Here is a 19785-nt window from a genome sequence, read left to right on the forward strand (position 1 = left end):
GGCGGGAGGTTCTGCGGTGGACACTCGGGAGTCCGAGACCGAGCGGGTGACGCGACGGTTGCGCGACGAGATCCTCGACGGCGTCCGCGCGCCCGGCGAGCGGCTCGTCGAGCGCGAGCTCGCGACCGCCCTCGACGTCAGCCGGGTGCCGGTCCGGGAGGCTTTGAAGGCACTGGTCGGAGAGGGGCTCGTGACGCTGCGGCCGCGGTCGTGGGCGGTGGTGCGGACGTTCACCGACTCCGACATCGCGGACCTCCTCGAGGTACGGACGGCCTTCGAACCGTTGACGTTCCGGCTGGCGGCGGAACGGCGTACCCGCGAAGGGCTCGATCGCCTGCAGGCAACACTCGACGAGCACTTCGAGGCCGCGACCGCGGGGAACGCCATACTCGCCCGACGGAAGGCCGCCGACTTCCACGAGCAAGTCACCGAACTGGCGTCGAACGAACTGCTCGTCGAAATCGAACGCCCGCTCCGCAGCCGGATCCGCTGGCTACTCGCCCAACACGACGACCTCCTCGGCGTCGCCCGCCAACACCGCGAACTCTTCACCGCGATCGCAAACCGCGACGTGGACCTGGCGGACCGACTGGCAGGCGAACACCTCGCTCAAGCCCAACAACTCCTCCGCGGCCTCCGCAACCCCGCCTGACCCCACCCGCCGGCACTCCACGCCCCGATCAGGTGATGCAGAGGAAGGTGGCCGCGCGAGCCGGGAGCAGGTTTCCCGCTCACCCACCCAGGGGGTGTGGGCGCGGGCGTGGTCGCGGGAGGGGAAGGTGTATCGCCCGGCCACCCTCCCCAAACAGGTGGCGGAGAGGAAGGTGCTCGCGCCAGCGGGAGGTGGATGCCCGCCCATCCTCCGGAGCAGGTGCCGTGGTGCTCGTGGTGGTTGCCGTGCGCCTGCCGAATCGGGCAGGTAATGTTCCCCAACCCAACCCAACCCAACCCGCGCCCCGGACCCGACCCAGCCCCGGCACGAACTCGCCTCGGCACGAACTCTCGGCCCGGCACGGACTCGGAACTGGACCCGGCCGAGTACCCGATCCCTCACCGACACCAGTCCCGGCGCCGGATTCGATTCCGGAGTCGCCCCCGGCGCATGGCGGCGGTGACGGGCCTTACCTCGATCCTGAAGAGCGGTTTGCCGCCACCCACCCAGTCGGTTTGTGAAGCGGATCTGCTCGTGGGAACGGACGACGCCCGCGCTCCGCACCCCGGCACCCGCACTCCCGGCCACGCACTCCCGGCCACGCAGTCGCCACCCCACACTCCCGGCTCCATACTCGCCACCCCCACACTCGCCACCCCCGCACTGCCCCACCCCACACCCGCACTCCACCGCCACACCCCACGCCTCACACTCCGCACTCCGCACGCCGCACTCGCCACCCCCGCACTCGCCCCCCACTGCGCCCACCCCACAGCCGCACTCCACCGCCACACCCCGCAGCCCACGCCCCGCACTCCGCACTCCGCACTCCGCACTCGCCACCCCACACTCGCCACCCCCGCACTCGCCACCCCGCACTGCCCCCACCCCACAGCCGCACTCCACCACCACCACCGCACCCCGCACCCCACGCCCCGCACTCTGCACTTTGTGTTTTGGTATACCATTCTGTTTATGGCCTCCTTGTTGCTTGCTGACGTGCGCCCTTGGGGCGGCGACACCGTGGACGTCACGATCGTCGACGGTGTCATCTCGGATCTCTCCCCCGCCGGCACCGCCGGCACCGCCGGCACCGCCGGCACCGCCGGCACCGTGGACGAGCGCGTCGAAGGGCGCGGCCTTCTCGCCCTGCCCGGGTTCGTGAACGCGCACGCGCACGTCGACAAGAGCTGGTGGGGCCAGCCGTGGGTCTCCTACGGCGGCCGGCCGACCACCCAGGGCCGGATCGCCCACGAGCGCGCCGAGCGCGACAAGTACGGCATCCCCAGCGTCAAGGGAGCAACGGCGGTACTGCGTGAGTTCCTCCGTCACGGTACGACGGCCACCCGGACGCATGTGGACGTCGACCTCGGCGTCGGGCTGCGCGGGATCGCCGCCGTGCTGGAGGCCGCCGCCGACCTGAACGGCGCGGTCGAGGTCGAGCTGGTCGCGTTCCCGCAGGACGGGGTACTGCGGCGACCCGGCGTACTCGAGCTGCTCGACCAGGCCGCGGCCGAGGGTGCGACCAGCATCGGCGGCCTGGATCCGGCGACGATCGACCGCGACCCGGTCGGCCAGCTGGACGGGCTGTTCGAGATCGCGGTCCGGCGCGGCGTCGGGATCGACCTGCACCTGCACGACCACGGCGATCTCGGCGCGTTCCAGTACGAGTTGCTCGCCGACCGCACGATCCAGGCCGGCCTGCAGGGCAAGGTGAACGTGTCGCACGGGTTCGCGCTCGGCGAGCTGGCGCCGGCGCGGCGCTCGGAGATGGTCGAACTGCTCGGTACGGCGGGGATCTCCTGGACCACGGTCGCCCCGGCGACGTCGGCGCCGCTGCCGTTCCGCGAGATGCGCGCCGCGGACGTGCCGATCGGCCTCGGTACGGACGGCATCCGCGACCTGTGGTCGCCGTACGGCGACGGCGACCTGCTGCAGATCGCCCGCGGGTTCGCGCGGCTGCACGGGCTGCGGACGGACGAGGACCTCACGTACGCCGTGGAGCTCGCGACGACGGACGGTGCCGCGTTCGTGCACCGGGAGAACCACGGGCTGACCGTCGGTGCCCGCGCGGACATCGTGCTGCTGGACGCGGAGAACGCGCCGGACGTGCTGGTGCGGGCGCCGCGGCGCGAGACGGTGATCGCCGGCGGACAGGTCGTCGTACGCGACGGCCTTCTCCAGGTGTGAGTACCGCGACGGTCGTCGGGAGGACGCTGGGCTCGTTGCGGGACAACCGGGCGTTCCGGCTGCTGTGGTTGTCGAACCTGTTCTTCTTCGGCGGGGTGTGGACGCAGACGCTCGTGCTCGGGTGGCTCGCGTACGAGAGCACGCACTCGGACTTCCTGGTCGCGGTGTTCACCGCCGTACGGCTGGCGCCGCTGCTGCTCGGGCCGTTCTCGGGGGCGTTCGCGGACCGGCACAACCGGGTCCGGTTGCTGATCATCGCAGCGTCCTGGGCGCTGGTCGCGGTCAGTGCGGTGGCCACGCTCGCGTCGCTCGGCAAGGCGACGTACTGGGTGCTGGTCGTCGGCGGGCTGGCGATCGGGCTGGCACAGTCGCCGTCGCAGCCGGCCCGTGCGTCGCTGGTGATGGACCTGGTCGGCCGGAACAACATCAGCAACGCGAACGCGCTGAACTCGATGGCGCTCAACATGACCCAGGTCATCGGTCCGGCGATCGGCGGGCTGATGATCACCGGGCTGGGCGCACCGGCCGCGCTGTGGGTGTCGACGGTCTGGTACGGCGTCTCGCTGGTCGCGCTGCTGCCCTTGCGCGAATTCGGCCAGGTCGTCGGCGGGCACACGGAATCAGCGGTCCGGATGGTCACCAGCGGGCTCCGCGAGATCGCCCGGAACCGCCTGGCATCGACGGTCCTGCTGGTCACGCTGGCCGCCAACACGATGCTCTGGCCGGTCGCGCAGTCGTTCATGCCGGTCTTCGCGCAGGAGTCCCTCGGGCTGGACGCGGCCGGCCTCGGCTGGCTGCTCACCTGCGCCGGCGTCGGCGGCCTGACCGGGTCGCTGGTGATCGCCTGGCTGGGCGACTTCCGGTTCAAGGGCGGCCTGTTCGTGGTCGGTACGTCGGTGTGGGGCGCACTGTGGGCGCTGTTCGCCCTGTCCGACAACGTGATGCTGTCGTTCGTGCTGATGACCGGGATCGGCGTAATGAGCGCGGCGTTCGGCGTACTGCAGACCACGTTGCTGCTGATGACGACGCCGGAGCCCCTGCACGGCCGCGCTCTCGGCGTACAGGAGCTGGCGATCGGCATCATGCCCGTGGCCTCGCTGGCGTTGGGTGCGTTCGCTGAGCACTACGGCGTCAACATCACCACCTTTGTCAGCGCGGTCCTGCTGGTAACCACCCTCGGCGGCCTGGCGCTCTGGACGCCGGCGCTTCTCCGCTACAGCGGTTACCGTGAGCGGTATGACGGTGCAGGTACGGCGGATCTACGACGAAGCTGAGCCGAGCGACGGGGTACGGGTGCTGGTCGACCGCCTGTGGCCGCGGGGCGTCAGCAAGGAGCGCGCCCACCTCGACGAGTGGTGCAAGGACGTGGCCCCGTCCAACGAACTGCGCGAGTGGTACGGACACGATCCCGAGCGGTACGACGAGTTCGCACGCCGCTACGAGGCCGAGCTGAAGGACCCGGAGCGCGCCGCGGCGTACGCGCAACTGGAGAAGCTCACCCAGGGCACGTTGACGTTGCTGACGGCCACCAAGGAGGTGGAGATCAGCCAGGCCGCCGTGCTGGCAGGGCTGCTCGCTCACTAACTTCACGGTGCGCACGGACAAACCGGGGCGTTCCGGCGGGTCCGCAGGGATAGGTTGCCGGTAGCGTCGGCGCGTCCCCGGGAGGTCCCGTGGCCGGACAGGTGTGGTTCGTACTCGCGATGGCCGCGGTCGTGGTGCTCGCCCGCGGCGCCGGCTCACGGTTCGGCGTACCGTCGTCGATCCTGCTGACGCTGGCCGGCCTGGTGTACGCCGTACTGCCCGGGCCGAAGCTCACCCTGGACCCGGACGCGGTGCTGCTGCTCGTACTGCCGCCGCTGCTCTACAGCACCGCGCGGCGGTCGAGTCTCCCGGCGATCCGGGCGAACCTGCGGCCGATCGTCAGCCTCTCCGTGCTGCTCGTGCTGCTGACGGCGTTCGTGGTCGGCGCGCTGGTGAGCCTCGTCGTACCGGGGATGCCGTTGGCGGTCGGGCTGGTCCTCGGTGCCGCGGTCGCGCCGCCGGACCCGGTCGCGGCGCTGTCGATCGGCCGTCGCGCCGGACTGCCGCCGAGGTTGATCGTGCTGATCGAGGGCGAGGGCCTGCTCAACGACGCGACCGCGCTCACGACGTACCAGCTGGCGCTGGCGGCCGCGGTCGGGACCGGGTTCTCGTGGGCGGCCGCGTCCGGGCGGTTCGTGCTGGCGATCGCCGGCGGGCTCGCGGTCGGTGGGCTGGTCGCGTGGACGATCCGGAAGGCGCGGCCGTGGTTGCGCGATCCGCTGATCGGCAACGCGGTCTCGCTCGCGGCGCCGTTCGTCGCGTACCTGCTCGCCGAGGAGATCCACTCGTCCGGCGTCCTCGCGGTGGTGATCGCGGGTCTGATGATCGGGTACGACGCCGGCCGCGAGGAGACAGGGGCGTCCCGGTTGCAGACGGGTGCGGTGTGGGAGCTCGTCGAGTTCCTGCTGGAGGGGTTCATCTTCCTGCTGATCGGCCAGCAACTGCCGAGCATGCTCAACGGCCAGGTCATAGCGGCCGCTGCTGTAACGGTCGGCGCGGTATTACTGGTCCGGCCGTTGTGGCTGGTGCTCACACAGCTCGTACCGGTCGGCCTGCACGCACGACTCGGCATCACGCCGTCCGAACGGCTCCACCCGCGCGAAGTCGTGGCCATGAGCTGGGCAGGCACCCGTGGCGTCATCACCCTGGCCGCACTGGTCGCCGTACCGCTCCATGCCTTCCCACAGCGAGACCTGCTGATCTTCTGTGGGTACGTCGTAGTCCTAGTGACGCTGGTGGGCCAGGGCCTCACGTTTGCGCCACTGCTGCGCCGCCTCAAGCTAGGGGTCAACGCCACCGAGGTTGAGCAGCTGAACAACGACGCACGCCTGGCCGGTGTAGAAGCAGGCCTGGCTACCGTGAACCGGCTGGTGGAAGCGGAACGCATCGGCACCGAACTGGCCGCCGTACTGCGGGCCAACCTGGCCGCCCGGGCCGACCGGTACAAGGCCCGCAGCGCCGCACTGCTTCAGTCGGGTGACGGCGACATCACCTGGCCGCGGGACTACCGTGCCGCGGTCGAGGCGCGCCGGGCGATCATCAACGCCCAGCGCGCCGAGCTTGTCCGCTGGCGTGACGCGGGCCGGCTACCCGACGCCAGCCTGCGCAAGCTCCGCCGCGAACTGGACCACGAGGAACGGGCCTTGCTGGAGCTTTAAGGCCGCAGTACGACGCTGGACTCCGCCGTGAGCGCCAGGAACGTCAGAGACTCCTGCAGGTACAACTGCACGCTGTCGGCGTCGTGGGACAGGTACCCGATGGACAGGTCCTGCCCAAGGTGCAGCTCGTAGTCCCCGCCCCGCGTAGACACCAGCAGCGCGCCCTCGAGCGCGGGAGCCCAGATGATCTCGCCGTCCCCGATCAGCCGGGACAGGTGCTCCCGGATCGGGTAACCGTGGTCGGTCGTCTCAGCAACGGCCGTGTACGCGTCCGCGGACAAGAGCAGGCTGTACGGACCAGCCACACCGGCCAGGCGTAGTGCACGCAGCGCTTGCGACACGGTGTCCGGGAGGTCCTTCGCCTCACCGGGCAGCGTCAGTACGTCGTTCGACGTGCTCGGGGCGAGGCCGACGATGCCGGCCGCGTCGGAACCGTGGAAGACAAGGTGGTCCTCGGCGTACGCGATCTGCTTCGCGGCATCCTTTACTGGCTGCCAGTCGGAGTCCTTCGCGCCGCGCTCCACGTCGTCCACGGCCTGCCGGGTCACGGTGAACGGGACGCGCAACTCGATGATCGGCTGCGACAGCCGACGGAGCGCCTGGACGCCGGTGCCTGGTGCCTCGACCGCTTCGGTGTGGCCGGTGCCGACCGAGGACAGCCCAGGTCCGGCGGGGCCGACCAGGTCGACCACGCGGCGCCCGGCGATGTCGCGAGTGAACGTCCGGCGGGCCTCCTCCTCGATCTCGCCCCAGGCGGCGTCCGAGACCGGGGCCAGCTCGCGGTGCAGGTTGTTCGTCATCTGGAACTCCTTTTCAGGCTGCCGATCCCCAGCGAACCGTCGGTGCTGGTGGAGGTGGGATGTTCGAGAAAGCCGGCGGTCGGGACGAAGAACAGGCTGCCGGTGACCGCGGTCGAGAAGTCCAGGATCCGGTCGTGGTTCCCGGGCGGCTCGCCGACGAACATCCGCCGCAGCATCCGCTCGATCACGTCCGGCGTTCCGGCGTACCCGATGAAGTAGGTACCGAACTCGGCGGCTCCGGGCGAGCCGAACGCCATGTTCTCGCGGACGATCTGGCGTTCGGTGCCGTCCGGGTCGACGATCGTGTTCACCGCGACGTGCGAGTTCGCCGGCTGGTCGGTCAGCTCGATGTCGCTGAGCTTCGAGCGGCCGATGACCCGCTCTTGCTCGGCGACCGGCAACGCCTGCCAGGCGTCCAGGTCGTGCAGGTACTTCTGCACGATCACGTAGCTGCCCTCGGCGTACGCCGGATCCGCGTCGCCGATCGCCAACGCCGCGGCGGCCGCCGCGCCGGCCGGGTTCTCCGTACCGTCGACGAAGCCGAGCAGGTCGCGCTCGTCGAAGTACTTGAACCCCTGAACCTCGTCCAGCACTCGCACATGCCCCGCGAGCCGGCGCATCAGCTGGCGCTCCAGCTCGAAGCACAGGTCCAGGCGCCGGGCGCGGAGGTGGAAGAGCAGGTCGCCGTGCGTCGCCGGGGCGGTATGCCGCGCCCCGGACAGCCCGCGGAACGGGTGCAGGTCCCGCGGCGCCCGGGCCCGGTAGATCCTCGGCCACAGCGACGCGCCGATGCCGACGACGCAGCTCAGCTGGTCGCCGGGGGCGCGGAAGCCGACCGCGCGGGTCAGGCCGGCGAGGTCCGCCAGCAGGTCCCGCACGGCCGCCTCGGATCCGGGACGTACGTCGGCGACCAGGAAGATCGCCGCCTTCGCGGGCTCCCGCAGTACGTCCTGGATCATTGGTTCAGGACCACCACTTGCCGCTCTGCGAGAGCGCGTCGGCGGTCCGGCCGGTGGTGTCGAGCCCGTCCAGCGCGGCCATCGCGGCGTCGTCGAGCTCGAAGTCGAAGACGCCCGCGTTCTCCACGATCCGGTCCTGGTGGATGGACTTCGGGATCACCGACAGGCCCTTCTGGATCGCCCACCGGATCAGCACCTGCGCCGGGGTGTGCCCGGTCGCCTGCGCGATCCGGGTGACGACCGGGTCGTCCAGGTGCCGGCCGGTGCCGAGCGGGCTGTACGCCTGCACGACCACGCCGGCCGCCTCACACGCGTCGACGAGCGCCGCCCGGTACTCGAACGGGCTGAACTGGACCTGGTTCGCGACCGGCTTGATCCGGGCGACCTTCTCCAGCTCGGCCAGCTCGGCGGTGCTGAAGTTCGAGATGCCGATGCCCTTGGTGAGCCCGGCGTCGACCGCGGCCTCCATCGCCGGCCACGCCCAGGTCGGCCCGCCCTGCGGCCAGTGGATCAGGTACAGGTCGAGGTAGTCGGTGCCGAGCCGCTCCAGGCTCTTCTCCGCCTCGACCCGCGCGTCCTTGCCGCCCGGGTAGAACTTGGTGGTCAGGAAGATCTCCTCGCGCGGCACGCCGCTGTCCCGGATCGCCTTCCCGACGCTCGCCTCGTTGCGGTACGCCTGCGCGGTGTCGATCAGCCGGTACCCGGCCTCCAGCGCCCACCGGACGGCGCGCTCGCACTCGAGCCCGTCGTGCACCTGCCAGACCCCGAGCCCGAACACCGGGAGCTCGGTTCCGTTGGACAGCGTGCGTGTGCTGTTCAAGGTCATGTACTCCTTCTACCAGCCGGATCAGCGATCCGGCCACATCGACGCGAGACTGTAAAGCGTCGCCGCGACCTGGACCGGCGCGGTCGCGGTCAGCACCAGCCCGCCGCCGGCCGGCAGGTAGCAGCGCGAGATCGACACTTCGCCGTCGTTCGCGAACACCTCCACCGAGGTCCGGTCGATCAGCACCCGGACGGTGCGCAGCCCGCCTGAGACCTCCTGGGACGCCACGGTGGTTTCGGCCAGCTCCACCGTCGTACCGGAGACGTCCACGGTCAGGGTCGCGCCGGACGAGATCTCGACATCGAGGTGCAGGTCGGCCTCGACCGGTCCTTCGGCGAGGACCTTGCCGGCGTCCGGCTTCACGGTGCCGGACCAGTGGGTGCTGCCGTCGTACAGCGTGGTCAGCTCGCGGACCGGAGTCCGGAACAGGCGCGGCGTGCCGTCGACCGTGCGCAGGGTGAGCTCGCACGGGATCGTGACCTGCTGGTTGAACGGCATCCCGGGGTAGCTGCCGTCCCGCATCCACGCGGCCTGGATCCGGCGGCCGTCGCCGGTCTCGGTGTTGTTCCAGGTCTGGGTGGCGTAGAAGTTCGGCCCGGCGTCCGACAGCAACTGCCCGGTCTCCTCGGTGTACGTCGTACCGTCGAACGTGCCGACCGAGTACTTGCCGTCGCCGCGGACCAGCACCCACTTCGGGTCGCCGCCGTCGAGCGGGAGCTGGAAGAAGTCCGGGCACTCGAAGCTGTCCGGTACGACGTTGCCGGTGTCGGTCCAGTGCAGGAGATCGGTCGACGTCAGCAGGTGGTACCGCTGGTCGCCGTACAGCAGCATCACCCAGTGGTCGTCGTACCGGAGTACCTTCGGGTCGCGCTCGGGCATCGACATGATCGGGTTGCCGTCGTAGTGCTGCCAGGTGCGGCCCTTGTCGAGGCTGAACGACAGACACTGGCTCAGGTTGTCGTTACGCGACCAGAACGCGACCATTGCCGGACTGTTCGGATCAGGCGAGAGCCCAGAGGTGTTGCCGTAGTCGATCACGACCGAGCCGGACTGGACGCCGGTGTCTGGCGCTTCTTCCCAGAACGCGGGCTGTAGCTCGGTCCAGTGCACAAGATCGTCGCTGACGGCGTGGATCCAGCACCTGTTCCAGCGTTGGGCGAACAAGTGGTACTCACCCTCGTAGTAGACGAGCCCGTTCAGGTCATTGAGCCAGCCCTCCTGGCGTTTCCCGGGCTCCAGCAGTTCAGGCCCGAACTGCCGGGCGGTGAAGTGCTGCTGCGGTCGCCATGTCTCGCCGTACAACGGCTGCTGGGTCACGGGTGACAATGCTAGAGCTTGTTGGCCTGTCTGATCACGTCGACGACGTCGGCCATCATGCCGGTCAGGTCGTAGTCCTTGGGCGTGTAGATCGCGGCCACCCCGGCGGCCCGCAGTGCGGCGGCGTCGGCCTCGGGGACGATGCCGCCGACGACGACCGGGACGTCCTCGAGACCCGCCTCGCGGAGGCCCTCGACGACCTGCGGTACGAGTTCCATGTGCGAGCCGGACAGGATCGACAGGCCGACGCAGTGCACGTCCTCGGCGACCGCGGCGGCGACGATCTGCTCCGGCGTCAGGCGGATGCCCTGGTAGATCACCTCGAAGCCCACGTCCCGGGCCCGCACCGCGACCTGCTCGGCGCCGTTCGAGTGCCCGTCCAGACCGGGCTTGCCGACCAGGAAGCGCAGCCGTCCGCCGAGGTCGGCGGACGTCGCGGCCACCTTCTCCCGGACTGCGGCGATCTCCGCGCCGCCACCGGACACGCCGACGGATCCGGAGACGCCGGTCGGTGCGCGGTACTCGCCGTACATCTCCCGCAGTACGCCGGCCCACTCCCCCGTCGTCACACCGGCGCGGGCACATTCGAGGGTGACCGGCATGAGGTTGTCGGTCGTCTTGGCGGCAGCCCGGAGCTTGGCCAGGGCATTTTCCACAGCTGCCGCATCACGGGAAGCGCGCCACGTCCGCAGGGACTCCAGCGCGGCGGACTCGGCGGCCGGGTCGACGGTCTGGATCGCGGTGTCGAGGTCGGCGGTCAGCGGCGACGGCTCGGTGTTCTCGAACTTGTTCACACCGACGACGATCTGCTCGCCGGACTCGATCCGCTGGCGGCGCTCCGCGTGCGACGCGACCAGCGCCTGCTTCAGGTACCCGGTCTCGACGGCGGCGACCGCACCACCCATCGCCTGGACGCGGTCGATCTCCTGCTGCGCACCGGCGACCAGTTCGCCGACCTTCGCCTCGATCACATGCGAGCCGTCGAAGATGTCGTCATACTCCAGCAGGTCGGACTCGTACGCCAGGACTTGCTGCATCCGCAACGACCACTGCTGGTCCCACGGCCGCGGCAGCCCGAGCGCCTCGTTCCACGCCGGCAGCTGGACGGCCCGGGCGCGGGCGTTCTTCGACAGCGTCACGCCGAGCATCTCGAGGACGATCCGCTGCACGTTGTTCTCCGGCTGCGCCTCCGTCAGCCCGAGCGAGTTCACCTGTACGCCGTACCGCAAGCGGCGCGCCTTCGGGTCGGTCACGCCGTACCGCTCCAGCGTCAGCTTGTCCCAGAGGCGGACGAACGCGCGCATCTTGCACGTCTCCTCGATGAAGCGGACGCCCGCGTTCACGAAGAACGAGATCCGCTGTACGACGTCCCCGAACCGCTCCGGCGGCACCTGTCCCCCGTCGCGAACCCGGTCCAGCACGGCGATCGCGGTCGACAACGCGAACGCCAGCTCCTGCACGGGCGTCGCGCCCGCCTCCTGCAGGTGGTAGCTGCAGATGTTGATCGGGTTCCACTTCGGCATGTTCGCGACCGTGTAGGCGATCATGTCGGTGGTCAGCCGCAGCGAGGCGTCCGGCGGGAACGCGTACGTGCCGCGGGACAGGTACTCCTTGACGATGTCGTTCTGCGTCGTACCGGTCAGCTCGCCCGGCAGCGCACCCTGCTCCTGCGCGGCGACCTGGTAGAGCGCGAGCAGCCACATCGCGGTCGCGTTGATCGTCATCGACGTGTTCATCTGCGCCAACGGGATCTGGTCGAACAGCGCCCGTACGTCGCCGAGATGCGCGACCGGTACGCCGACCTTCCCGACCTCGCCCTTCGCGAGCGGGTGGTCCGCGTCGTACCCGGTCTGCGTCGGCAGGTCGAACGCGACCGACAGCCCGGTCTGCCCCTTCGCCAGGTTCCGCCTGAACAGCGCGTTGGACTCGGCCGCGGAGGAGTGGCCCGCGTACGTCCGCATCACCCAGGGTCGATCCATGTACCCGAGAGTAGGACTGTGTTCCCTTGTGAGTCTGCCCCTCGTGACTGGTGTCACCAGGGGTGTGGATCACACCTAGGCGCTGATCGGTAGCGGGTTGCGTTCCACGTGCAGGACGCGGTGCAGGCGGGTGACCGCGAGGATGCGGACCACCGACGGCATCGGGTGCCAGAGGACCAGTTGGCGGTCCAGGAGCTGGGTGCGGCGGTGGGTGGCGACCAGCAGGCCGAGGCCGGTCGCGTCGACCGCGTCGACCTCCTCCAGGTCGACGATCACGTCGCCGACGGAGGTGTCGATCAGGTGGTTGAGGGTCTGCCGGACGTCGCCGACCGAGCGGACGTCCAGGATTCCGGTCAGGTGAACCACATTGTCAGGCTGGCTGTACGTCGGTGCGAGCATGTCCGTGCCCTCCGCTCCTCCGGCGGCCCCCGAGTCCACGGCCGCGTGACAGCTTGTGTTCGTAAAGACTCCCTGAAGACACGGAAGGTTGCCAACACCTCACGATCTTTTGATCCGCGAGACAATAGTGAGCGTGTTCGCCGAGGAGTACTTCCTGTTCCCGGTGGTGGCCATCGCCCTGGCCGGCGTGATGGTGCTGCTGTGCCGTTGGGCGTTCTCCAGGGCGAAGGGCGGCTCGCTGGTCCGCCGGGTCGACCAGACCCCCGCCGCGCCGGACTCCTTCGGCTTGCTGACCGACATCCGCACCGTGCCGTCGTACAACGAGGCCCGCGTCCTGGTCGCCCGCCTGAAGACCTTCGGCATCAAGGCGACCGCCGCCCGCACCACCACCGGCTGGACCGTCTACGTCTGGCCCCACGACGAACCCGCCGCCCGCGGCCTCCTCGACGCCCCTTAACCACCGGACTGTACCGGATCGGTAACACTCCGCAGCAGCGGTAACACTGAGTATTCCTTCGCCGATGTAGCGTCCATGAGACTGCGACGTGTTGCACTCGCGCTGGCCGGGCTGGGCCTGGTCACCGCGGCGGCGGTACCGGCAGCCGCGACCGCGGCCAAGCCCGGACCCGACTCCTTCCGTAACGCCGGGAAGGCTGCCCGAAAGCTCCCCACCACCAACGCCCAGGCCGCGGCCACCGCCTGTGGGCTCAGCGTCGGCGCCGTGAACACGGCCGGAACAGCGGGCGGATACGACGTGACGGCTACCCGGCCGATCACCGTGAAGCCGCTCGACCCGTACAAGCTGTTCGGCGTCCGCTCGAGCGCCAGCTGGTACCAGGAGAGCTACGGTACGGCGGACTTCTTCCACGGGCTCGTCCTGCAGGGCGACAACCTGTACGGCGCGATCACGACGTACGCGGGCTCAGCGACCACGCCGACTGTGCGGACGATCAAGCTGGGTACCGGCTGGCGTGGGTTCAGCCAGATCACCGACTCCAACTACGTGTACGGCGCGAACGAGCACTCGTTCCTGTACGGTCTGCACGCCAACGGATCGCTCTACCGCTACACGGTGGAGGACACGGCCCGGTCGTACGGCTCGGCACCCGGCTTCGGGTCGGTCAAGGCGATGACTCTGATCGCCGAAACGGCGACGTACGACACCCTGCTGGTGCTGACCAAGGGCGGTGCGCTCTACACCGTGCATGTGCCGGTCAAGCTGCCGATGAAGCCTGTTGTGAAGCAGGTCCGCGCGTCCGGGTACGCGGCGTTCGACTCGTTGGTCGCGCAGCGGTGCGGCGCGACCAGCACGCTGCTGACCGCGTTCGACCACGACACCAACACCGCCACCGTGTACGCAGTCAGCAAGGCCACCGGCACCAGCACGGTGATCAAGAGCTACGGCAACTTCAACGCCACATTCGGCGCGAAGGTGCACTTCCTGCTGACCAGCTCGGGCGGGCCGCAGCGCCTGGGTGAGTGACCCAGCTGTAACAGACCTGTCCCCGTCCGGCCGAACCGGACGGGGACAGGTCTTTTTCCGAGCGTCTAGGGTCGTGGGTATGGGGACTCTGCTTGAGCTGGACTTGACCCGTGGCGTACTCGAGACGCCGCCTGCTTCGCCTGTGGCCGCGTTCCGGATGCGGCATCTGCCGACGTTGCGTGAGCTGGTTGCCGCGTTGCGGAAGGGCGCCCGGGACGACGGTGTCGTCGGGTTGATCGCGCACCTCGGCGCTCATCGGCTGTCGCTCGCGCAGGTGCAGGAGCTGCGTGAGGCGGTGGCTGACTTCCGTACGTCGGGGAAGCCGGCGGTGGCGTGGACCGAGTCGTTCGGGGAGGCCGGCCAGGGCACCGTCCCCTACTACCTGGCCACGGCGTTCGACGAGATCTGGCTGCAGCCGTCCGGCGACCTGGCGATCACGGGTGTCTCGGTGCAGGCCGTCTTCATCCGGAGCGCGCTGGACAAGGCAGGCGTGATCCCGCAGTTCGGCAAGCGGCGTGAGTACAAGACCGCGGCGGACACGTTCACCGAGCGCGAGATGACCGGCCCGGCCCGGGAGATGGCGTCGCGGCTGGCGGAGTCGGCGTACGAGCAGATCGTCGAGGGCATCGCCGTACGGCGACGGCTGGACACCACACGCGTACGTGAGCTCGTCGACAGCGCGCCGCTGCACGCACAGGCCGGCCTGGACGCCGGGCTGGTCGATCGGCTCGGCTACCGGTCGGACGTGTACGACGAGCTCGAGAAGCAGCTCAAGTACGACGACAGGCTCCTGGCTGAGCGCTACATCCGCCGTGGCCCGCGGACGCTGGACGAAGTACGCAAGACGCTCCCCTGGCCGCAGAAACCGCTGGTGGCGGTCGTACGCGTCACCGGCGGCATCTCCGTCGGCCGCAACTCCAACAGCCCCATGGGCGGCCCTGGCTCCGGCTCTGACACCGTGGGCGCCGCCTTGCGCGCCGTAGCCGCCAACGAACACGTCAAGGCGGTAGTGCTGCGCGTAGACAGCCCAGGCGGCTCGTACGTCGCTTCTGACGCGATCCGCAACGAGGTACTGCGGCTGCGTTCCACGGGACGCCCCGTGATCGCGTCGATGGGCAGTGTCGCCGCATCCGGCGGGTACTTCGTGGCGATGCCGGCTGACGTCATCGTGGCGCAGCCAGGCACTATCACCGGCTCAATCGGCGTACTGACCGGCAAGGGCGTCGTACGGGACGCCCTTGGTCGTATCGGGATCTCACAGCAGGCCGTGTCCGAAGGTGCCAACGCACGGATGTACTCGGCGCAGGAGGAGTTCACCGACGAGCAGTGGGCGCGGCTGGAGGAAACACTCGACCGCATCTACAAGGACTTCGTCGGCAAGGCCGCCCAGGACCGGGGCCTCCCGGAGGAGCAGCTGGAGTCGCTCGCCCGTGGCCGGGTCTGGACCGGTGCGGACGCCCACAGCCACAAGCTGGTCGACGAACTGGGTGGTTTCCAGCACGCGCTGACGCTGGCGTGCAACCGGGCCGGTCTGGACCGCGACGAGATCGCCGTGACCGCCGTACCGCACCGCAACCTGTTGAGCCAGCTCAAGGCACCGACGACGACCGACGACCTGGCAGTCACCGCAGCACCGCTGACGCTCGACGGCCTAACCACCGGTCTCTACAGCGCGCTGGGTCTGCCGCCGGCCGGCGTACTGCGGATGCCGTTCAGCTGGGAGATTGGCTAGAGCCACGGACGAGGCTGTCGCCGAGGTCCGACCGGTGGTAGAGCACCGAGCGTCCGTGCCGGGCGGAGGCGAGCAGACCGGCCGCGCGGAGTGCCCGTAGGTGCTGGTTGACCGCTGTCGGGGTGACGCCCAGGCGCCGCGCGAGGTCGGTCGACGACGCGGGCGTCTCGAGCAGTCCCATCAGCCCGGCACGCACCCGGCCGATGAGCCCGGCCAGCGCGTCCGCCGACGGGCTGGTCTCGGTCTCCCAGAGCGTCGCGAGCCCGCGCGCCGGGTACATGATCAGCGGCGGCTCGGCGGCCGAGATCGGCGTCGCTGCCCGCCTGCTGTACAGCGACGGGACGAGCGTCAGCCCGCGCCCGGCGGTCGAGGTGCGGTAGGAGAGCTTCGAGCGCAGCCGCACCGAGACGACGGCGCCGTCGAGGCGGACGTGCGGGTCGAGGTCGGCGAACATCGCCGCGAGCCCGGACTGCGCCACCACCCTGCCGCGGTGCACGACGTCGGCCTCGAGGACGCTCCGCATCCGCGGCCAGTACGGCTCGAAGCAGGCCTCCCAGTACGCGCGCAACGCCGCCAGCACCCGGTCGAGCACCATCTCCGGCCGGCCACGCAGTACCGGCGGAAGTGAGTCCGGGTGCACGGCCGCCAGGTCCGCGCGGACGACGGCGGCCGGTGTGCCGGTGAGCGCCGCGAGCTCGGCGTCGATCCGGCCGAGCGGCGTGTACGGCCGCGGAGTGAGGAAGTCCGGCGACCACAAGGCTTCGTTCGTGAGGGCGCGCAGCAGGTCGAGCGGGAGCCCGGCCCGCGCGGCCTCGGTGGCTCGTAACCAGGGCAGCTGCAGCGGGAACCGGCCTGGGTCGCGCAGGGTCCGCAACGACAGCACCAGCTCGTTCAGCGGCGAGATCGCGAAGCGCACCTCGCCGAGGTCGTTCTCGGCGAGCTGGTACTCAATCATGAAGCAATACGCTACATCAGTGGTGCCGCCCGAACGCCGGATGCGACAACTGCCACGTGCCCGAACTCCTCCGTGATCCCGTCGAACGTGCACTCGCCTCCGCGATCGCCGCGCTCTCCCTGTCCCGTGGGATGTTCTTCGCGGTCAGCGCGCTGTACTTCACCCGCGGGGTCGGCCTGTCCCCTGCCGCCGTCGGCATCGGCCTGACCGCCGCCGGCGCGGTCGGCGTACTGGCGTCGTACGCCGGTGGCCGCTTGAGCGACCGGTACGGCGCCGACCGGCTGCAGCAGTGGGCGCTCGCGGCGAACGGCCTCGCGCTGCTGGGCTATGCCCTGGCCGGCGGCATGGTCAGCTTCGTCGTGGTCGCCGCCTGCGTCTCGGCGTCCCGCGGCCTGCAGAGTACGGCCCAGATGACGTTGCTCGCCCGGTGGTACGTCGGCCCGGAACGGGTCGCCATCCGCGCCCGGCTGCGTGTCGTGATGAACGTCGGCATCGGTGTCGGCACCCTGCTCGCGGGGCTGGCGCTGATCGCCGACACGGCAGCGGCGTACCGGCTGACTATGGTCCTCGTCGGCACGATCACGCTCCTCGCCACGATTCCGCTGCTGGGTCTGCGACGGCGAGTGCCCGGGCTCGCGGACCGGATGGACGCGGCCGCTGGCACCGCGGCACGCCGCGGACCATCGCCGCTCCGGGACCGGACGTACGTCGTCACGACCATCCTCAACGCCCTGCTCGCGATCCATTTCGCGCTGACGACGGTGGGGATCCCGCTCTGGGTCGCCGACCACACCAAGGCCCCGACCATCGTCGTGTCGGCGCTCCTCGTGGTCAACACCGGGTACGTCGCGCTTTTCCAGGTGCGTGCGTCCAGAGGCACCCAGGACCTTCGCACAGCCGGTCGTTCCGTACGCCGGGCCGGCCTGCTGCTGTTCGTGGCCTGCCTGCTGCTCGCCCTCGCGGGGCACCTTGGCGCCGCCGCGGCAACCGGCGTACTGCTGCTCGCCGCGCTTGCTTCGTCGGCGGCCGAGACGCAGGGCGAGGCCGGGAGCTGGGGTATGGCGTTCGAGCTCGCCGATCCCGCGCGCGCCGGCGCGTACCAGGGGCTCAGTCAGACCGGGCTCGCGCTGGCGCTGATGCTCGGGCCGGCGGTGGTCACGACGACCGCCGTCGACCACGGCACACCGGGCTGGATCCTGCTCGGCGTCCTCTTCGCAACCACGGGCGCAGCAAGCGCGGCGGTCGTGCACCGCGCCGCTGCCCACCGCGGAAAGCCTTCCGAGGCGGTCACAGCGGGTTAGTCGCGTTCGCCGCCCGGGACCCAGAGGACGTCGCCGCCGGACGAGAGGTTCGCGACCCGGCCAAGGATGAAGAGCAGGTCGGACAGGCGGTTCAGATAGGTGATCGCGAGCAGGTTGATCGACGGGCCGTGCGCCTCGACGGCGGTCCAGCCGGCCCGCTCGGCGCGACGGACGACCGTACGGGCGACGTTCAGGTACGCCGCGCCCTCGGTACCGCCGGGCAGGATGAACGACCGCAGCTTGGTCAAACGATTGTTGTACTCGTCGCACCAGCCCTCGAGCCGGTCGACGTAGTCCTGCGTGACGCGCAGCGGCGGGTACTCCGGATCCGGCGCGATCGGGTTGCACAGGTCCGCGCCGACGTCGAACAGGTCGTTCTGGATCCGGGTCAGCAGCACCGCGATCGCACTGTTCAGGTGCCCGGCGGCGATCGCCACCCCGATCGCCGAGTTCGCCTCGTCGACCTCGCCGTACGCCGCCAGTCGCGGGTCGGTCTTCGAGGTGGTGGAGTTGTCGCCGAGGCGGGTCTCGCCGGCGTCACCGGTGCGGGTGTAGATCCGCGTCAAGTTCACAGCCATGCCAGGACTCTACGCAAAGCCCGGGACCGTCAAACGCTACAGTCGACCGGTGGAACGGTTTCGAATCGCGGGTGAGGCACGGCTCGACGGCGCTGTCGAGGTGGCCGGAGCGAAGAACAGTGTGCTCAAGCTGATGGCGGCAGCACTGCTGGCGGAGGGTACGACGACGCTGCGGCAGGTGCCGGGCATCCTGGACGTCACGTTCATGGCCCAGCTGCTGGACACGCTCGGCTGCTCGGTGAAGGTGGACGCGGACGCGGGGCTCGCGACGATCGCCGTACCGGGCACTGTCCGGCACCAGTGCGACTACGAGCTGGTCCGCAAGCTGCGGGCCTCGATCTCGGTGCTCGGCCCGCTGCTGGGCCGCTGCGGCCAGGCGGAGGTGGCGCTGCCGGGCGGCGACAACATCGGCTCCCGCGGGCTGAACATGCACGTCGCCGGGCTGGAGTCGATGGGCGCGAAGGTGCACATCGAGCACGGGTTCGTGATCGCCGAGGCGCCGCAGGGGCTGCACGGCGCCGAGGTCTGGCTGGACTTCCCGAGCGTCGGCGCGACCGAGACGATCATGATGGCCGCGGTGCTCGCGAAGGGCACCACGATCATCGAGAACGCCGCCCGCGAGCCGGAGATCCAGGACATCGCCGCGATGCTGGTCGAGATGGGCGCGCAGATCGACGGCGCCGGCTCGCCGCGGATCGAGATCACCGGCGTGAACGGGCTGCTGAACCCGGTCGATCACATCGTGGTCCCGGACCGGATCGTGTCCGGCAGCTGGGCGTTCGCGGCCGCGATCACCAAGGGCGACATCACGGTCAGCAACGGGCACGCCGAGCACCTCGAGCTGCCGCTCGACAAGCTGCACAAGGCCGGCGCCGAGATCACCGTGCTGAACCCGGGCTTCCGGGTCCGGATGCACGACCGGCCGAAGCCGGTGGACGTGGTGACGCTGCCGTACCCGGGGTTCGCGACCGATCTGCAGGCGTTCGTGATCGCGCTGAACGCCTTGAGCGACGGTGCCGCGATGGTGACCGAGAACCTGTTCGAGGGCCGGTTCACGTTCGCGCAGGAGCTGACCCGGCTGGGCGCGCAGATCCAGACCGACGGGCACCACGCGGTCGTCCGCGGCGTACCGCGGCTGTCCGGTGCGCCGGTGGTCGCGTCCGACATCCGGGCCGGCGCCGCGCTGGTCCTGGCCGGCCTCGCCGCCGAGGGCGAGACGCTCGTCTCGGCCGCCCACCACGTGCACCGCGGCTACACCGACTTCGCCGGCAACCTCCGCCGCCTCGGCGGGAACGTCACGGTCGAGCCGGACGACGCGGAACTGTACTGGAACTGAACCGGCACTCTTCCGGCACTCTTCCGGAACTCCCGC

18 protein-coding genes are annotated in these 19785 nt (G+C 70.1%); 10 read left to right on the plus strand and 8 right to left on the minus strand.

The window, feature by feature from the left end; translation table 11 throughout:
* Positions 1 to 16 precede the first annotated feature (16 nt).
* The 5 genes from ACFV9C_RS23990 to ACFV9C_RS24010 all read left to right on the plus strand — a co-directional run bounded on the left by ACFV9C_RS23990 (position 17) and on the right by ACFV9C_RS24010 (position 6084).
* Positions 17 to 652, plus strand: a complete 636-nt coding sequence (locus tag ACFV9C_RS23990) for a GntR family transcriptional regulator (RefSeq protein ID WP_380196854.1) — start codon at positions 17 to 19, stop codon at positions 650 to 652.
* Positions 653 to 1627: 975 nt separating this feature from the next.
* Positions 1628 to 2842, plus strand: coding sequence for an amidohydrolase (locus ACFV9C_RS23995; protein ID WP_380196856.1), 1215 nt, complete (start codon positions 1628 to 1630; stop codon positions 2840 to 2842).
* The gene (locus ACFV9C_RS24000) at positions 2839 to 4116 is read left to right on the plus strand and encodes an MFS transporter (protein WP_380196858.1); all 1278 of its coding nucleotides are present in this window, start codon (positions 2839 to 2841) and stop codon (positions 4114 to 4116) included. The genes ACFV9C_RS23995 and ACFV9C_RS24000 overlap by 4 nt, the downstream gene beginning before the upstream one ends.
* Positions 4079 to 4426 carry a DUF488 domain-containing protein gene (locus ACFV9C_RS24005; RefSeq protein WP_380196860.1) on the plus strand — a complete coding sequence of 116 codons (348 nt, stop codon included), beginning with the start codon at positions 4079 to 4081 and terminating at the stop codon, positions 4424 to 4426. The genes ACFV9C_RS24000 and ACFV9C_RS24005 overlap by 38 nt, the downstream gene beginning before the upstream one ends.
* A gap of 89 nt (positions 4427 to 4515) precedes the next feature.
* Complete coding sequence (locus tag ACFV9C_RS24010; protein WP_380196862.1) at positions 4516 to 6084, plus strand: Na+/H+ antiporter; 1569 nt, start codon at positions 4516 to 4518, stop codon at positions 6082 to 6084.
* On the opposite strand, the gene ACFV9C_RS24015 is transcribed toward ACFV9C_RS24010, so the two are convergent.
* From ACFV9C_RS24015 to ACFV9C_RS24040, 6 genes are read right to left on the minus strand one after another with little or no spacing between them, the layout of a single operon-like run.
* Positions 6081 to 6884: a family 1 encapsulin nanocompartment shell protein gene (locus ACFV9C_RS24015; protein ID WP_380196864.1), complete on the minus strand. Its 804-nt coding sequence runs from the start codon at positions 6882 to 6884 to the stop codon at positions 6081 to 6083. The genes ACFV9C_RS24010 and ACFV9C_RS24015 overlap by 4 nt on opposite strands.
* Complete coding sequence (locus ACFV9C_RS24020) at positions 6881 to 7843, minus strand: Dyp-type peroxidase (RefSeq protein WP_380196865.1); 963 nt, start codon at positions 7841 to 7843, stop codon at positions 6881 to 6883. Before ACFV9C_RS24020 ends, ACFV9C_RS24015 begins: the two co-directional genes overlap by 4 nt.
* A 4-nt stretch (positions 7844 to 7847) precedes the next feature.
* Positions 7848 to 8669: an aldo/keto reductase gene (locus ACFV9C_RS24025; RefSeq protein WP_380196866.1), complete on the minus strand. Its 822-nt coding sequence runs from the start codon at positions 8667 to 8669 to the stop codon at positions 7848 to 7850.
* A gap of 21 nt (positions 8670 to 8690) precedes the next feature.
* On the minus strand, positions 8691 to 9986 hold the full coding sequence (locus ACFV9C_RS24030) for a GH32 C-terminal domain-containing protein (RefSeq protein ID WP_380196867.1): 1296 nt from the start codon (positions 9984 to 9986) through the stop codon (positions 8691 to 8693).
* An 11-nt stretch (positions 9987 to 9997) separates the two neighbouring features.
* Positions 9998 to 12022 carry a methylmalonyl-CoA mutase family protein gene (locus ACFV9C_RS24035; protein WP_380196869.1) on the minus strand — a complete coding sequence of 675 codons (2025 nt, stop codon included), beginning with the start codon at positions 12020 to 12022 and terminating at the stop codon, positions 9998 to 10000.
* Positions 12023 to 12040: 18 nt separating this feature from the next.
* Complete coding sequence (locus ACFV9C_RS24040; RefSeq protein WP_380196871.1) at positions 12041 to 12331, minus strand: STAS domain-containing protein; 291 nt, start codon at positions 12329 to 12331, stop codon at positions 12041 to 12043.
* Positions 12332 to 12497: 166 nt separating this feature from the next.
* Between ACFV9C_RS24040 and ACFV9C_RS24045 the strand changes: the two genes are divergently transcribed.
* From ACFV9C_RS24045 to sppA, 3 genes are all read left to right on the plus strand, one after another.
* A complete protein-coding gene (locus tag ACFV9C_RS24045; RefSeq protein ID WP_380196873.1) occupies positions 12498 to 12821 on the plus strand; it encodes a hypothetical protein in 324 nt (107 codons plus the stop codon).
* A 75-nt stretch (positions 12822 to 12896) separates the two neighbouring features.
* Positions 12897 to 13847 (plus strand): hypothetical protein, encoded by a 951-nt coding sequence (locus tag ACFV9C_RS24050; protein WP_380196874.1) that lies wholly within the window; start codon positions 12897 to 12899, stop codon positions 13845 to 13847.
* Between the two features lie 79 nt (positions 13848 to 13926).
* A complete protein-coding gene (gene sppA / locus ACFV9C_RS24055; protein ID WP_380196876.1) occupies positions 13927 to 15579 on the plus strand; it encodes a signal peptide peptidase SppA in 1653 nt (550 codons plus the stop codon).
* Here sppA and ACFV9C_RS24060 read toward each other — a convergent pair.
* Entirely contained in the window at positions 15560 to 16534 is a 975-nt protein-coding gene (locus ACFV9C_RS24060; protein WP_380196878.1) for a DUF5937 family protein, read from the minus strand. The two genes, sppA and ACFV9C_RS24060, sit on opposite strands and share 20 nt — an antisense overlap.
* A 56-nt stretch (positions 16535 to 16590) precedes the next feature.
* Here ACFV9C_RS24060 and ACFV9C_RS24065 point away from each other — a divergent pair, with 56 nt between their 5' ends.
* Positions 16591 to 17835: an MFS transporter gene (locus tag ACFV9C_RS24065; protein ID WP_380196880.1), complete on the plus strand. Its 1245-nt coding sequence runs from the start codon at positions 16591 to 16593 to the stop codon at positions 17833 to 17835.
* Here the strand turns inward: ACFV9C_RS24065 and ACFV9C_RS24070 are convergent.
* Positions 17832 to 18413: a cob(I)yrinic acid a,c-diamide adenosyltransferase gene (locus ACFV9C_RS24070; RefSeq protein ID WP_380196882.1), complete on the minus strand. Its 582-nt coding sequence runs from the start codon at positions 18411 to 18413 to the stop codon at positions 17832 to 17834. The genes ACFV9C_RS24065 and ACFV9C_RS24070 overlap by 4 nt on opposite strands.
* A 49-nt stretch (positions 18414 to 18462) precedes the next feature.
* Here ACFV9C_RS24070 and murA point away from each other — a divergent pair, with 49 nt between their 5' ends.
* Positions 18463 to 19749, plus strand: a complete 1287-nt coding sequence (gene murA, locus ACFV9C_RS24075; RefSeq protein ID WP_380196884.1) for a UDP-N-acetylglucosamine 1-carboxyvinyltransferase — start codon at positions 18463 to 18465, stop codon at positions 19747 to 19749.
* Positions 19750 to 19785: the final 36 nt, after the last annotated feature.

This window comes from Kribbella sp. NPDC059898 (assembly GCF_042730855.1).
Lineage (GTDB): Bacteria > Actinomycetota > Actinomycetes > Propionibacteriales > Kribbellaceae > Kribbella.